Origin of the sequence: Streptosporangium sp. NPDC023825 (genome assembly GCF_040639575.1) — a bacterium.
Classification (GTDB): Bacteria; Actinomycetota; Actinomycetes; order Streptosporangiales; family Streptosporangiaceae; genus Streptosporangium.
This window is the reverse complement of sequence record NZ_JBFAAE010000048.1, coordinates 53539-68646: the sequence shown is the minus strand read 5'-3', so window position 1 is coordinate 68646 and position 15108 is coordinate 53539. Positions and strand designations below refer to the sequence as shown.

General features: G+C 71.0%; 12 protein-coding genes. 2 read left to right on the top strand and 10 right to left on the bottom strand.

The window, feature by feature from the left end; genetic code table 11:
• Positions 1–677 precede the first annotated feature (677 nt).
• The 10 genes from tyrS to argC all read right to left on the bottom strand — a co-directional run bounded on the left by tyrS (position 678) and on the right by argC (position 11621).
• Entirely contained in the window at positions 678–1946 is a 1269-nt protein-coding gene (tyrS, locus tag AB0G15_RS31500) for a tyrosine--tRNA ligase (RefSeq protein WP_362846731.1), read from the bottom strand.
• Between the two features lie 138 nt (positions 1947–2084).
• Positions 2085–2735 carry a DNA-3-methyladenine glycosylase gene (locus AB0G15_RS31495; protein ID WP_362846729.1) on the bottom strand — a complete coding sequence of 217 codons (651 nt, stop codon included), beginning with the start codon at positions 2733–2735 and terminating at the stop codon, positions 2085–2087.
• A gap of 222 nt (positions 2736–2957) precedes the next feature.
• The gene (argH, locus tag AB0G15_RS31490) at positions 2958–4355 is read right to left on the bottom strand and encodes an argininosuccinate lyase (protein WP_362846739.1); all 1398 of its coding nucleotides are present in this window, start codon (positions 4353–4355) and stop codon (positions 2958–2960) included.
• 53 nt (positions 4356–4408) lie between these two features.
• The gene (locus AB0G15_RS31485; protein ID WP_362846727.1) at positions 4409–5617 is read right to left on the bottom strand and encodes an argininosuccinate synthase; all 1209 of its coding nucleotides are present in this window, start codon (positions 5615–5617) and stop codon (positions 4409–4411) included.
• 70 nt (positions 5618–5687) lie between these two features.
• A complete protein-coding gene (locus tag AB0G15_RS31480) occupies positions 5688–6194 on the bottom strand; it encodes an arginine repressor (RefSeq protein ID WP_362846725.1) in 507 nt (168 codons plus the stop codon).
• Complete coding sequence (argF, locus tag AB0G15_RS31475) at positions 6191–7291, bottom strand: ornithine carbamoyltransferase (RefSeq protein WP_362846723.1); 1101 nt, start codon at positions 7289–7291, stop codon at positions 6191–6193. Before argF ends, AB0G15_RS31480 begins: the two co-directional genes overlap by 4 nt.
• On the bottom strand, positions 7281–8432 hold the full coding sequence (locus AB0G15_RS31470) for an acetylornithine transaminase (protein ID WP_362846737.1): 1152 nt from the start codon (positions 8430–8432) through the stop codon (positions 7281–7283). The genes argF and AB0G15_RS31470 overlap by 11 nt, the downstream gene beginning before the upstream one ends.
• 56 nt (positions 8433–8488) lie before the next feature.
• Positions 8489–9451, bottom strand: a complete 963-nt coding sequence (gene argB, locus AB0G15_RS31465; RefSeq protein ID WP_362846721.1) for an acetylglutamate kinase — start codon at positions 9449–9451, stop codon at positions 8489–8491.
• On the bottom strand, positions 9448–10602 hold the full coding sequence (gene argJ, locus AB0G15_RS31460) for a bifunctional glutamate N-acetyltransferase/amino-acid acetyltransferase ArgJ (RefSeq protein WP_362846719.1): 1155 nt from the start codon (positions 10600–10602) through the stop codon (positions 9448–9450). Before argJ ends, argB begins: the two co-directional genes overlap by 4 nt.
• Complete coding sequence (gene argC / locus AB0G15_RS31455) at positions 10599–11621, bottom strand: N-acetyl-gamma-glutamyl-phosphate reductase (protein ID WP_362846717.1); 1023 nt, start codon at positions 11619–11621, stop codon at positions 10599–10601. Before argC ends, argJ begins: the two co-directional genes overlap by 4 nt.
• Positions 11622–11890: 269 nt before the next feature.
• Here argC and AB0G15_RS31450 point away from each other — a divergent pair, with 269 nt between their 5' ends.
• Entirely contained in the window at positions 11891–13552 is a 1662-nt protein-coding gene (locus AB0G15_RS31450; protein WP_362846715.1) for a class I adenylate-forming enzyme family protein, read from the top strand.
• Positions 13553–13764: 212 nt separating this feature from the next.
• A complete protein-coding gene (locus AB0G15_RS31445) occupies positions 13765–15069 on the top strand; it encodes an MFS transporter (protein ID WP_362846713.1) in 1305 nt (434 codons plus the stop codon).
• The last annotated feature ends 39 nt before the right edge of the window (positions 15070–15108 follow it).

Below are 15108 nucleotides of genomic sequence, written 5' to 3'. Positions count from 1 at the left end.
TGGGTTGGACGGGATTGTGCTTCATGCACTGGCTTTTAACACACTGTTGAGTTCTCAAGAAACGGACGCGTACACCATCGCCCTGACCCGACCAACCGGTCCGGCCACAACTCCGGGGCGTTCCATTTCGTATTTAAACCGTACAGGCCTGTCAAGATTGTGTCAAATTGCTAGCTATCAGCCGTTTGTCACAAAACCTGCAAACTTGCTAGGATTCCCACCGCCTCGCTTCCGAGGCGGCCCCCTGAACCTACCGTGTCATCCAGGCCACAGCGAATCAACCGATTTTCCGGTGATCTACGCGGAGTCCGAACGCTCAGGTTCGTTTCAGGTGGAGTGGCCCTGGGCCCGTCCGCCGATCGGCGTCCGGCTCGCTCCGGGGCATTGGAAAGATTATGCGCCCCTCGGAGCATCGTCAAATCAGCCACGCTTGGTAAAACCGCAGGTCAGGGCGGTTCCTTAAGGAAACCAGGAACGTTCGCTACCGGAATGTTACGTGGTGAGACGGTTGACGCCCCGGCCCGAGCCGGGGCGTCCACCCCACCTGGAGCATCCCGCTGACCTGCCGCAAGAACCGAAAAACCCGGAAGGACAGCACCTCGCGGAAGACCGGAACAACACCGGGAACCACCAGGAACCAGGAAGCGCCAGGAACAGCGCGGCAAACGGAGGAAGGATCAGGGGGTGTCGATCTCGACACCGCCGACGGAACGCTTGCCACGGCGCAGCACCAGGAAGCGTCCGTGGAGCAGATCATCGGCAGACGGCACGTACGCCTCGTCAGTGACCTTGGCGTTGTTGAGGTAGGCGCCGCCCTCCTTGACCGCGCGGCGTGCCTCCGACTTCGACTTCACCAAGCCGCTCTCGGCGAGCAGGTCGACGAAGGACGCCCCCAGAGCGGGCACCTCCGCACGCGGCACCTCGGCGAGGGCCTCCCCCAGCGTGCGCGCGGGCAGCTCCTCCAGGGACCCCTGGCCGAACAGGGCCGCCGAGGCGGCGATCACCGCGGCGCACTCGTCGGCGCCGTGCAGCAGCGTGGTGAACTCCTCGGCGAGCGCCCGCTGCGCCTCGCGCCCCGCGGGCCGCTCGGCGGCCGCCTTCTCCAGCCCCTCGATCTCCTCACGAGACCGGAAGCTGTAGATCTTGAGGAACTTCACCACGTCACGGTCGTCCGCGTTCAGCCAGAACTGGTAGAACGCGTACGGGGAGGTCATGTCCGGGTTGAGCCAGACCGCACCGCCGGCCGTCTTGCCGAACTTGGTCCCGTCGGCCTTGGTGATCAGCGGCACGGTGAGGGCGTGCACGTGGCCGCCCGTCACCCGGCGGATGAGATCGGTTCCCGCGGTGATGTTGCCCCACTGGTCGCTGCCGCCGATCTGGAGCGTGCAGCCGTGGCGCCTGTTCAGCTCCAGGTAGTCGTTGGCCTGCAGGATCTGGTAGCTGAACTCGGTGTAGCTGAGCCCCTCGCCGCCCAGCCTGGCCGAGACCGACTCGCGGGCGAGCATGCGGTTGACCGGGAAGTGCTTGCCGACGTCGCGCAGGAAGTCGATCGCGGACATGCCCTCCGTCCAGTCGAGGTTGCTGACGAGGATCCCGGTCTTCTCGTCCGAGAAGTCGAGGAACTTCTCCACCTGGACGCGGATCCGCGCCACCCATTCGGCCACGACGTCGGAGGAGTTGAGCGAGCGCTCGGTACTCCGGCCGCTGGGATCGCCGATCAGGCCCGTCGCGCCGCCCACCAGGCCGATGGCCCGGTGACCCGCCCGCTGGAGGCGGGTGAGGGTCAGCAACGGGACCAGGTTGCCGACGTGCAGGGAGGGGGCGGTCGGGTCGAAGCCGCAATAGACCGTGATCGGACCCTCGGCCATCGCCGCGCGCAGGGCGTCGATGTCGGTGGACTGCGCGATCAGGCCGCGCCAGGCGAGGTCATCCAGAATGTCGGTCACGATCCTTGCTTTCCAATGCTCGAAGGGACATTTAGCGCTCTCGTACACCCTGCCCGATCACGGCACCGTCGCGCCACTCGAAACCCTTCCCGCGCACAAGGACGGGCGAGGAAGAAGCCAGGAGAGAGCCCACGCGACCTACCGGCGGCGCGGGACGTGCGGGCGGTGCGGGGAGACCGTGGGCTCACCGTCGATCCAGAAGCGCCACGGCGTCTCCTTCCCCGACGAGACCCCGGTGCGCGGTCCCGACAGGATGGACGCCTGCTTGGCCGGCTCGCCCTCGACCACGGAGAGCGATCCGGGGCCGCAGGCGTCGAGCCCGTTGTGCTCGCGGGTGAGGCCGAGCGCCACCGCCAGTCGCGCCGGCCCTCTGGCCAAGTCGTTCTCCCTGACGGGACGGGCGCTTCCAACGCTCCGGCGGGCCAGGGCGGTCTCGACACCGGAGATCACCTCTCCGGCCCGCAGCAGCACCCCGGAGCCGATCCCTTCGGGAAGGCAGGTCAGGTTGGCGCAGAAATGCATGCCGTACGTGAAGTAGACGTACAGATGGCCCGGCGGGCCGAACATCACCGCGTTGCGCGGCGTCCGGCCCCGGTAGGTGTGCGACGCGGGATCCTCGCCCGGCACCCCGTACGCCTCGACCTCGGTGATCCGCAACGCGACCGGCCCGTGCACGAGCACCCGTCCCAGCAGATCGGGGGCTACCTCGTGTGCGGGCCGGTCGAAGAAGTCGCGTGCCAGCGGCACGGACGCGGCGGGCGGTCGCCCGCCGTTCTCGTCAGCGGCCATCGCCCAGGCCCCCGAGGACCGGACGACCGCCCCCCGCACCCCCGGTGACCAGGAGGGAACCGCCCGGCCCTCCGGAGGCCGGGCGACCGTCCCCCGGATCCCGGGCGATCAAGCGGCCGTCGCCCGGACCTCCGGTGACCAGGCGGCAATCGCCTGAGTTCCGGACGACCCGGCGAGCGTCACCCGGTATCTCGGCGACCTCGGGACGGCCGTCGCCGGACATCAGCTTCCGCTCGCCCAGGCGGCCTGGGCGTCGACGATCTCACGCAGCGCGATGAGCTGGCCACGGACCCGGTCGGGTGCCGTGCCGCCGTGCGCCTTGCGGGCGGCCAGCGCGCCGGGCACCGAGAGGACCTCGCGGGAGTCGGGCGTGAAGTGCGGCGAGACCTTGGCCAGCTCCTCGTCGGTGAGCTCACCGAAGTCCTTGTCGTTGACCTGGCACCAGACGACCAGGTGCCCGACCGCCTCGTGGGCCTCGCGGAAGGCGACACCCCGGCGGACCAGCAGCTCGGCCAGGTCGGTGGCGAGGGCGAACCCGTCCGGGGCCGAGGCCTCCAGTTTCGCGGTGTTGACGCGCATGGTCGCGACCAGCCCGGCCATGGCGGGAAGGACGAGCAGCAGGCTGTCGACGGAGTCGAACACCGGCTCCTTGTCCTCCTGCAGGTCGCGGTTGTAGGTCAGCGGCAGGCCCTTGAGCGTCGTCAGCAGCGCCATGAGGTTGCCGATGAGACGGCCGCTCTTGCCCCGGGCGAGCTCGGCCACGTCGGGGTTCTTCTTCTGCGGCATGATCGACGAGCCGGTGGAGTAGGCGTCGTCCATCTCGATCCAGCGGAACTCCTGCGAGGCCCACAGGACGATCTCCTCGCCCAGCCTCGACAGGTGCACGCCGATCATCGCCGCATCGAACAGGAACTCGGCGGCGAAGTCGCGGTCGGCGACGGCGTCCATCGAGTTGGGCGCGGCGGAGTCGAAGCCGAGCTCCCCGGCCACGGCCTGCGGGTCGAGCGGCAGGGAGGATCCGGCCAGCGCCCCGGCACCCAGCGGGGAGACGGCCGCGCGCCTGTCCCAGTCGCGCAGGCGGTCGATGTCGCGGGCGAAGGCGTGCACGTGCGCCAGGAGCTGGTGGCCGAAGGAGACCGGCTGGGCGTGCTGCAGGTGGGTCATGCCGGGGGCGGCCGTCTCGGCGTGCTCCTCGGCCTGGCTCATCAGCGCGGTCTCCAGCTCCACCAGCCGGGACACGATGTGCCTGACATGGTCGCGCAGGTAGAGCCGCAGGTCGGTGGCGACCTGGTCGTTGCGGCTGCGACCGGCCCGGAGCTTGCCGCCGAGCGTGCCGAGGCGTTCCAGCAGGCCGCGCTCCAGCGCGGTGTGGACGTCCTCGTCGGCGACGGTCGGCCGGAACTCGCCCGCCTTGCAGGCACGCTCCAGGTCGTCCAGGGCGCCGATCATGCGCGCCAGCTCGTCGTCGCTCAGCAGGTTCGCGCGGTGCAGCACCCTGGCGTGCGCGCGCGAGGCCAGCAGGTCGTACGGCACCAGCCGCCAGTCGAAGTGGACGCTCACCGAGAGCCTGGTCAGCGCGTCGGCCGGACCTCCCTCGAACCGGCCGCCCCACAGCCGCATGGGCTTTCCACCATCAGTCACCGTTGTTCTCCCTCCCCATTCAATCCGCGACCTTAGCCCAATCGGCCCAGCCGGGCGTCCCGGGCGGAGGCAATCTTGGAGGGCAGGCTCCACAGCTCGACGAAGCCCTTGGCCAGGGACTGGTCGAAGGTGTCGCCCGTGTCGTAGGTGGCGAGGTTGAAGTCGTACAGCGACGCCTCGGAGCGGCGCCCGGTGACGGTGGCCCGGCCGCCGTGCAGGGTCATCCGGATCTCGCCGGTGACGTGCTCCTGGACCTCGGCGATGAAGGCGTCGAGGGCCTTCTTGAGCGGGGAGAACCAGAGGCCGTCGTAGACGAGCTCGCCCCAGCGCTGGTCCACCGACCGCTTGAAGCGGGCGAGATCGCGTTCGACGGTGACGTTCTCCAGCTCCATGTGGGCGGTGATCAGCGCGATGGCGCCGGGAGCCTCGTAGACCTCGCGGGACTTGATGCCGACGAGCCGGTCCTCGACCATGTCGAGGCGGCCGACGCCCTGGGCGCCGGCGCGGCGGTTGAGCTCCTCGATGATCTGGAACGGGGTGAGGTGCCGTCCGTCCAGCGCGACGGGCACACCCTTGACGAAGCTGACGATGACCTCGTCCGCGTCGCGCGGCTGCGCCGGGTCGGCGGTGTAGGCGTAGACGTCCTCGATCGGGCCGTTCCAGATGTCCTCGAGGAAACCGGTCTCGACGGCCCTGCCCCAGATGTTCTGGTCGATGGAGTACGGATTCTTCTTGGTCGTCTCGATCGGCAGGCTCTTCTCCTCGGCGTAGGCGATCGCCTTGTCCCGGGTCCACGCGTAGTCGCGGGCCGGGGCGATGACCTTGAGCTCGGGGTGGAGGGCGGCCAGACCGGCCTCGAACCTGACCTGGTCGTTGCCCTTGCCGGTGCAGCCGTGCGAGACGTGGGTGCCGCCGAACTCCTTGGCCGCCGCGGCCAGGTGCTTGACGATCAGCGGCCGCGACAGGGCGGAGACCAGCGGGTAGCGGTCCATGTAGAGGGCGTTGGCCTGCAGTGCGGGCACGCAGAAGTCGGTGGCGAACTCCTCGCGGGCGTCCACGACGACGGACTCCACGGCGCCGCAGTCGAGGGCGCGCTTGCGGATGGCCTCCATGTCCTCGCCGCCCTGGCCGACGTCGACGGCGACCGCGATGACCTCGGCGCCGGTTTTCTCGGCGAGGAAGGGAATGGCGACGGAGGTGTCCAGGCCTCCGGAGAACGCGAGTACGACCCGATCGGTCATGATGGATATCTCCAGGATCTTCATTGGTCACAGGTGTCGGATGCTGCCGGTGATAGCCCGCCTGAGCAGGCTAAATACGTCGAGCGGCGTGCCGGAGCAGTCCCTCTGCGACCGCCGCCCCGCCCAGCGGGTCGCGGCTGATGACGAGAATCGTGTCGTCTCCCGCGACCGTGCCGAGGATGGACTCCCAGTCGGCGTGGTCGATGGCGGAGGCGAGGAACTGCGCGGCGCCCGGCGGCGTGCGGACGATGACCAGGTTGGCGGAGGCCTCGGCGGAGACGAGGAGCTCCTCCGCGAGCCTGCCGAGCCTGGCGGCCGGGGACTCGCCGGTGCCGAGCCTGGCGCGCCTGATCCGGTCGCCGCCCTCCCCCGGCAGGGCGTAGACCAGGGAGCCGTCCTCGGCGCGCAGCTTGAGCGCGCCGAGCTCGTCCAGGTCGCGGGAGAGGGTGGCCTGGGTGACCTCGACACCGCTCTCCAGCAGGAGTTTGGCCAGCTCGGGCTGGGACCTGACCGGCTGCCGCTGCAGGAGGTCGGTGATCCGTGCCTGGCGGGCGACCTTGGTCATCGGGATCGTCATGTGGATCCCCCGCCTCCGGACGCGTCGCCGCCCGCTGGGTCGCCGCCTGCAGAGCCACCGCCCGCGGAAGCGCCGTCCAGGGCGCCGTCCCGCGAAGAGCCGTCACCCGAGGAGCCGTTGTCCGGCCCGGCGTCCGGGGAAGCGTCCCGGCCCGCCACCGCGACCAGCCAGTACAGCAGGGCCTTCTGGGCGTGCAGCCGGTTCTCCGCCTGGTCCCACACCAGGCTCCGCGGGCCGTCGAGGACCTCGGCGGAGATCTCCAGGTCGCGGTAGGCGGGCAGGCAGTGCAGGACGACGGCGCCGGGGGCCGCCCGGCTCACCAGCGCGGCGTTGACCTGGTACGGCATGAGGTCGGCGATCCGCTGCTCCTTGCCCTCCTGCCCCATGGAGACCCAGGTGTCGGTGGCGAGCACGTCCGCGCCCGCGGCCGCCTCGGCCGGGTCGGCGAGGACCGTGACCGAGCCGCCGGTCCGCGCGGCGACCTCGCCGGCCCGCCGGCGGATCTCCGGGTCGGGCAGGTATCCGGCGGGGGCCGCGACCCGCACGTGCATGCCGGCGACGGCCCCGCCGAGCAGGTAGGAGTGGGCCATGTTGTTGGCCCCGTCGCCGAAGTAGGCCAGCGTGATCCCCGCGGTCCTGCCGAAGCGCTCCCTGACGGTCTGCAGGTCGGCGAGGATCTGGCAGGGGTGGAACTCGTCGGTGAGGGCGTTGACCACCGGTACCGAGGACGCCGAGGCCATGGCCTCGATCCTCTCCTGGCCCGAGGTGCGCCACACGATGGCGCCCACCTGGCGTTCCAGGACCCGGGCGGTGTCCTCGATCGACTCGCCCCGGCCCATCTGGGAGGATCCCGCGTCGAGGATCAGCGGCAGGCCGCCGAGCTCGCCGATGCCGACCGCGAAGGAGACGCGGGTGCGGGTGGAGTGCTTGTCGAAGAGGACGGCGACGGTCTGCGGCCCCTCGAAGGGACGGTAGCCGTAGCGGTCCTTCTTCACGGCCTCGGCCAGGTCGAGCACCTGGGCCTGCTCCGCGGGCGAGAGGTCGTCGTCCTTCAGGAAGTGCCTGACGCGCGCCTGTCCGGCGAGGTTACTGGGCATCTGCGGCCTCGTCGAGGATGGCGGGAAGCGCGGCCACGAAGGCCGCGACCTGGGCGGAGGTGATCACCAGCGGGGGCGCGAGCCGTACCGCGTCGGGCTGGAGGGCGTTGACCAGGAAGCCCGCGCGCTGGGCGGCGGCCTGGACCTGGGCGGAGCGGCCGGCGGTCAGCACGACGGCCCGCCACAGGCCACGGCCGCGGACGCCGGCGAGCAGCGGGTGGTCGATCGCGGCGACGCCCTTGGCGAGTTCGGTGCCGACGGTGTGGACGTGCTCCAGCAGGCCGTCCCCGTCGATGGTGTCGAGCACGGCGAGCGCGGCGGCGGCCGAGACGGGGTTCCCGCCGAAGGTGGACCCGTGGTCGCCCTGGGCGAAGACGGTGGCCGCCTCGCCGAAGCCGACGCAGGCGCCGATCGGCATGCCGCCGCCGAGGCCCTTGGCCAGGGTGAGCACGTCGGGCAGGATGCCCTCGTGCTGGTGGGCGAACCAGTGCCCGGTGCGGCCGATCGCCGACTGGATCTCGTCGGCGACCAGCAGCGCGCCGGTGGCGTCGCAGATCTCCCTGGCGGCCGTGAAGTAGCCCTCGGGCGGGGGCACGACCCCCGCCTCGCCCTGGGTGGGTTCGAGGAAGACCGCGGCGCACTCGTCGGTGACCGCGTTCTTGAGCGCGTCGGCGTCACCGTACGGGACGAAGCGGACATCGATCGGGAACGGCCCGAACTGGTCGCGGATGGAGCGCTTGCCGGTCAGGGCGAGCGCGCCGAGGGTACGGCCGTGGAAGGCGTTCTCCGCGGCCACGAAGTAGGTGCGGCCGTTCGCCTTGCCGTACTTGAGGGAGAGCTTCAGGGCGGCCTCGTTGGCCTCGGTCCCGGAGTTGGTGAAGAACACCTTGGCCGGGGCGCCGAGGAGGCCGAGCAGGCGCTCGGCGAGCAGCACCTCGGGCTCGTGCAGGAAGAGGTTGCTGGTGTGGGCGAGCGTGGCGACCTGCCGGGAGACGGCCTCGACCAGGGCGGGGTGGGCGTGGCCGAGCGAGCTGACCGCGATGCCGCCGATCAGGTCGAGATACTCGCGGCCGTCGACGTCCCAGACCCTCGCGCCCTCGCCTCGGGCCAGCGCCACCGGGGGCACGCCGTAGTTGGGCATGAAGGCGGCCTCGAAGCGCCTGGCGAGCGCCTCTCCTGCGGGTCTTTCCTGCGGGCTCACTGGTCGTTCCCCTTCAGCTGGGCGGAGGCCGCGGGCCGCCGCCTGACCGGCTCCGGCGCGGCCGCCGCCTCGGGGGCGTCCGGCAGCACCATGGTTCCTATGCCCTCGTCGGTGAAGATCTCCAGCAGCACCGAGTGGGGCACCCTGCCGTCGAGCACGTGGGCTCGTGGCACGCCGCCCTGGACGGCGGTCAGGCACGCCTCCATCTTGGGGATCATGCCGCTGGACAGTCCCGGCAGGAGCTTCTCCAGCTCGGTGGCGGACAACTGTTCGATGATCTCGTTCTCTTCGGCGTCGGGGCGCCAGTCGCGGTACAGGCCCTCGACGTCGGTCAGGATGATCAGCTTGGCCGCCTGGAGGGCCACGGCGAGCGCGGCGGCGGCGGTGTCGGCGTTGACGTTGTAGACGGTGCCGTCGTCGCTGCGCGCGATGGAGGAGATCACCGGGATCCGGCCGTCGTCCAGCAGCGCCCGCACGGCTCCGGCCTCGACCCTGACGATGTCGCCGACCTGGCCGATGTCGACGCCGACGCCGTCGACGACGGCGTGCTTGCGCACCGCGGTGAGCAGGTGGGCGTCCTCGCCGGACATGCCGACCGCGAACGGCCCGTGCCGGTTGATCAGGCCGACCACGTCGCGGTTGACCTGGCCGACGAGGACCATCCTGACGACCTGCATGGCCTCGGGGGTGGTGACCCTGAGCCCGGCGGTGAAGGTGGACTCGATGCCGAGCAGGTCGAGCTGGGCGTTGATCTGCGGCCCTCCCCCGTGCACGATCACCGGCCTGAGCCCGGCGTAGTGAAGGAAGACGACGTCGGCGGCGAACTTCTCGCGCAGGTGCTCCTCGGTCATCGCGTTGCCGCCGTACTTGATGACGACGGTCGCGCCGTGGAAGCTCGCGAGCCAGGGCAGCGCCTCGATCAGCGTGGCGGCCTTCTTCAGGGCCTCGGCGCGTCTCATGTGGAGTACGCCGAGTTCTCGTGGACGTACACCGTGGTGAGGTCGGTGGTGTGGATCGTCGCCGAGTGCGGTCCCGCCGACAGGTCGATGGTGATCGTCACCTCGCGCGGGGTGAGGTCGACCTTGGAGCGGTCGTCGCCCACGGCGCCGCCCCGGCAGATCCAGATGCCGTTCATGGCCACGTTGAGCCGGTCGGGCTCGAAGACGGCGTCGGTGGTGCCGACGGCCGACAGCACCCGGCCCCAGTTGGGGTCCTCGCCGTACATGGCGCACTTGAAGAGGTTGGAACGAGCGACGGCTCGGCCGACGGTGACCGCGTCGTCCTCGGAGGCGGCGCCGACGACCTCGATGGCGATCGCCTTGGAGGCGCCCTCGGCGTCCAGCAGCAGCTGGCGGGCGAGGTCGGCGCAGACCGCGAGGAGGACCTGCTCGAACTCGGCGAGGTCGGGGACGACTCCGGAGGCGCCGCTGGCCAGCAGCAGCACGGTGTCGTTGGTGGACATGCAGCCGTCGGCGTCGAGCCGGTCGAAGGTGACCCGCGTCACCTTGCGGAGCACCGCGTCGAGCTGGTCGGCGGGCAGGTCGGCGTCGGTGGTGATCACCGACAGCATGGTGGCGAGGCCGGGGGCGAGCATGCCCGCGCCCTTGGCCATGCCGCCGACCATGTAGCCGCCCGCGCCCTTCCTGAAGGAGATCTTCGAGACGGTGTCGGTGGTGCGGATGGCGTCGGCGGCGGCCAGGCCGCCGTCCCTTGCGAGCTGGGAGACCGCGAGGTCGACCCCGGCCAGCAGCGGGTCCATCGGCAGCCGCTCGCCGATCAGCCCGGTGGAGCAGACCGCGACCTCCCCCGCCGAGTCTCCCAGGGCTGCGGCCACCTTCTCCGCGGTGGCGTGGGTGTCCTGGAAGCCGAGCGGCCCGTTGCAGGCGTTGGCGCCGCCGGAGTTGAGGACGACGGCGTGGACCCGGCCTCCGGCCAGCACCTGCGCGGACCACAGGACGGGCGCGGCCTTCACCCGGTTGGTGGTGAAGACCCCGGCGGCGGCGCGCGAGGGGCCGTCGTTGACGACCAGTGCCAGGTCGCGGTCGGCACCGGACTTGATCCCGGCGTCGACACCCGACGCACGGAAGCCGAGAGGGGCGGTCACGCTCATGGGGCGACTCCGTTGAGAGGAAGGCCGAGTTCTTCCGGCAGGCCGAGGGCGAGGTTGGCACTCTGGATCGCGCCGCCGGCCGTGCCCTTGGTGAGGTTGTCGATGGCGACGACGGCGACGACGCGGCCCGCGCGCTCGTCCAGGACGACCTGGAGGGCGGCGGTGTTGGCGCCGAGGGTCATCGAGGTCGCGGGCCACTGGCCCTCGGGGAGCAGCCGCAGGAACGGCTCGTCCTTGGTGGCGACCTCGTAGGCCTCGCGCAGGACCGCCGTGGTGAGGCCGGGCCTGGCGGGGGCGGTGCAGGTGGCGAGGATGCCGCGGCTCATCGGTGCCAGCACGGGGGTGAAGGAGACGGTGACCGGCCCGCCCGCCAGGCAGGAGAGGTTCTGCTCCATCTCCGGGGTGTGCCGGTGGACGCCGCCGACGCCGTACGCGCTGGCGGAGCCCATCACCTCGCTGCCCAGGAGGTTCGGCTTGGGCGCCCTGCCCGCCCCGCTGGTGCCGCTGGCGGCGACCACCACCACGTCGGGTTCGACGAGGCCGGCCGCGAAGGCGGGGAACATGGCCAGGGTGACGGCCGTGGGGTAGCACCCCGGCACGGCGATCCTCCGGGCGGCCCGCAGCTCCTCACGCCGTCCCGGCAGCTCGGGCAGCCCGTACGGCCAGGTGCCCGCGTGGACGCCGCCGTAGAAGTGCTCCCACGCGGCGGGGTCGGCGAGCCGGAAGTCGGCGCCGCAGTCGACCACGAGGGTGCCGTCGCCGAGCTGCTCGGCGACGGCGGCCGACTGGCCGTGCGGCAGGGCGAGGAAGACGAGGTCGTGGCCGCCGAGGGTCTCGGGTGTGGTCTCCAGCAGGATCCGGTCGGCCAGCGGGGCCAGGTGTGGCTGGTGGGCGCCGAGGGCGGTGCCCGCGCTCGAGGCCGCGGTCAGCGCGCCGATCTCGATGCCGGGGTGGGACAGCAGCAGGCGCAGGAGCTCACCTCCGGCATAGCCGCTGGCACCCGCGATCGCCGCTCTCATGCGTCCCCCCGATCTCTGCATGTTCATGCATTGCTACTCATGGACTTACTAGAAAGATTATGCATCTTGGAGGATTGCCATGCAAGCCGGTAACACGCGGCCCTGGCCGTCCGGAGGCACACGACGGGCAGGAGAAACCGCCGAGTCCGCGCTTTACCGGCCTGTGAACGCGGGCACGAGACCATCGGCCGCGTTTCGGCACTGTTGCACGTACCTACCGGTCGGTATCGTGACGTTTCCGGCCCCTCCACCTCCGGGAGTACGAACGCATGACTGTCACCCACGCCCAGGTCCAGGCCCAGCTCACCGCCCCGGGGCAGCTTTTCGAGACGGAAGAGGTCCCCAGCCACGGCGGGACCGTCAGAACCTGGAAGCACGCGCCCCGCGACTTCCGGGCCCTTCTGGAGACGAGCAGGTTCCATGGCGACAAGGTCTTCCTGACGTACGAGGACGAGCACATCACCTACGAGGAGCACTTCCGGCGGGCCGCCACGCTCGCGCGGCGCCTGGTGGACGAGTACGGCGTGGTCAAGGGCGACCGGGTGGCCATCGCCATGCGCAACTACCCCGAGTGGGTGATCGCCTTCTCGGCCGCGCTGGCCGCCGGGGCGATAGCCGTGCCGCTCAACGCGTGGTGGACGCCGCAGGAGCTGGAGTACGGCCTGTCGGACTCGGGAGCCAAGGTGCTGATCGCCGACGGCGAGCGGGCGGCCGGGCTCGCCGGCCTGGGCCCGGCGCTGATCGTGACCCGCGGCGCGGTGCCCGAGGGCGCCCGCTCCTACGCGGACGTGATGGGCGAGGTGGAGGCGGGCGTGACGCTGCCGCCGGTCGGCCTCTCCCCCGAGGACCCCGCGACGATCTTCTACACCTCCGGCACCACGGGCCGCCCCAAGGGCGCGCTCGGCAGCCACCGCAACCTCGGCCAGTCGCCGATGACTGTCGCCTACGGCCTGTACCGAAGCGTGATCATGGCGGGTAAGGACCCCGGCGACGCGGCCGGGCAGCGGCGGGTCACCCTGCTCACCGTGCCGCTCTTCCACGTCACCGGCTGCTTCGCGGTGATGACCACCACCATGTTCACCGGGGGCGGCCTGGTGCTGATGTACAAATGGGACCCGGGCCGCGCGCTGGAGCTGATCGAGCGCGAGAGGATCACCGGGCTCACCGGCGTGCCCACCAACGTGTGGCAGCTCCTGTCGCACCCCGATCTTGACAAGTACGACATCTCCAGCCTCAGCGGCCTCGGGTACGGCGGTGCCCCCGCCCCGCCGAAGCTGCTGGAGCGCATCACCGAACAGCTGCCCAACCGCGCCCCCTCCAACGGGTACGGCATGACCGAGACCACCGCGCTCGCCATCAGCAACGCCGGAGCCGACTACCTCGCCAAGCCCGACAGCATCGGCCTGCCGATGGCCGTGGTCGAGGTGAAGATCGCCGACCCCCTCGGCGGCGAGCTGCCGGTCGGCACGGTCGGCGAGCTCTGCCTGCGCGGCCCGAACGTCATCCTGGGCTACTGGAACCGGCCGGAGGCCACCGCGGAGACCTTCGTCGGCGGCTGGCTGCACACCGGCGACCTGGCCAGGGTGGACGAGGAGGGGTTCGTGTTCATCGTGGACCGGGCCAAGGACATGGTCATCCGCGGCGGCGAGAACGTCTACTGCGCCGAGGTCGAGGCCGCCCTGTTCGAACACCCGGCGGTCGAGGACGCCGCGGTGATCGGGATCCCCCACGACGAACTGGGCGAGGAGGTCGGCGCGGTGCTCCGGCTGTCGTCCCCGGTCACCGACGAGGAGCTGCAGGCCTTCCTGCGCGAGCGGATCGCCTCCTTCAAGGTGCCGGTCAGGTTCTGGACACGCGAGACGGAACTCCCCCGCAACCCCGGCGGCAAGATCCTCAAGACCCGGCTGCGCCAGGAGGTCCTGGGCCCCTGACGCCCGCCGGACGACGCCCCGCTCCGTCGCCGCCGTCGCCCTTTCATCGTCGCCGTCACCCCGCCCTGCCGCCCCGTCACCGTCCCCCGCGCCGGCGCCCGGTCACCCCCGCGGGCGCCCGGCACCGGGGGCGGCTTCCCGCGCCCGGCCCGGCCGTGACCTGCCGGAAAATGATTTGCCATCGCGAAGATCACCACCGAAACTAGCTGTTCGTGCCGGAAAACGCCGATCGACCGATCAAAACCCTGCTCCGCCGTCTGGCGATGGACCTCAGCCCTCTCCGCGACTCGCGCGACTTCCGGCTGCTCTTCGGCTCCGGCGTCATCACGATGTTCGGCACCTTCCTGACACTGGTCGCGGTGCCGCTGCAGATGAAGGAGCTCACCGGCTCCTACCTGGCGGTCGGCCTGGTCAGCGTGGCCGAGTTCGTCCCGATGGTGGTGTGCGGGCTCTGGGGCGGGGCGATCGCGGACGCCCTCGACCGGCGCAAGGTCATTCTTCTCACCGAGGTCGGCCTCTGCCTCACGGTCACGATCCTGACCGTCAACGCGCTGCTGCCGAAACCGCAGGTCTGGGTGCTCTACGTGGTCGGCGCCCTCTCGGCCGGGCTGGGCAGCCTGCAGCGGCCCAGCCTGGAGTCGCTGATGCCGCGCGTGGTCAGGCACGACCAGCTGACCGCGGCCGCCGCCCTCGGTGCCTTCCGGTGGAATCTGGGCGCCATCGTCGCCCCGGGCCTCAGCGGCCTGATCGCGGCCTGGTTCGGCGTCGCCGTCGCGTACGGCATCAACGTCGTGACCTTCCTGGCGTCCCTGGTCCTGCTCTGGATGGTCCGGGCCCAGCCGCGCTCGGAGGACACTCCCTCGGCCTCGATCAGATCCCTGGTCGAGGGGGTCCGCTACGCCGTGGGCCGTCCCGACCTGATGGGCACCTACCTGGTCGACATCGCTGCGATGATCTTCGCGTTCTCCACCGCGCTGTATCCGTTCCTCGCCGACGAGCTGGGCGCCCCCGAGGCCCTGGGACTTTTCTTCTCCGCCTCGGCCATCGGCTCGCTGATCGCCTCGGTCACCTCCGGCTGGACCGCGCACGTGCACCGGCACGGCCTCGGCGTGATCATCGCGGCGGCCGTCTGGGGAGTGGCGGTGGCGCTGGCGGCGCTGATGCCCAGCGTCTGGGGCATCTTCGCCTTCCTGGCCGTGGCCGGGGCCGCCGACATGATCAGCGGCGTCTTCCGCTCGACCATCTGGAACCAGACCATCCCCGACGAGTTCCGCGGCCGCCTGGCGGGCATCGAGCTGCTCTCCTACACCAGCGGTCCGATGCTCGGCAACGCCAGGGCCGGTCTGATGGCCGGCCTCGGCGGGACCCGCTTCTCCCTGGGCGCCGGCGGCCTGCTGTGCGTCGGCGCGGTGGCTGCGATGGCCGCGCTGCTGCCGAAGTTCCGCACCTACGACGCCCGCACCGACGAGCACGCGATCAGGGAGCGCGCCCGCCGCGAGGAGACCGCCCCCGCCTGACACCGGGCAGCGGCAAGTAACCTCACCGAACGGAATCCC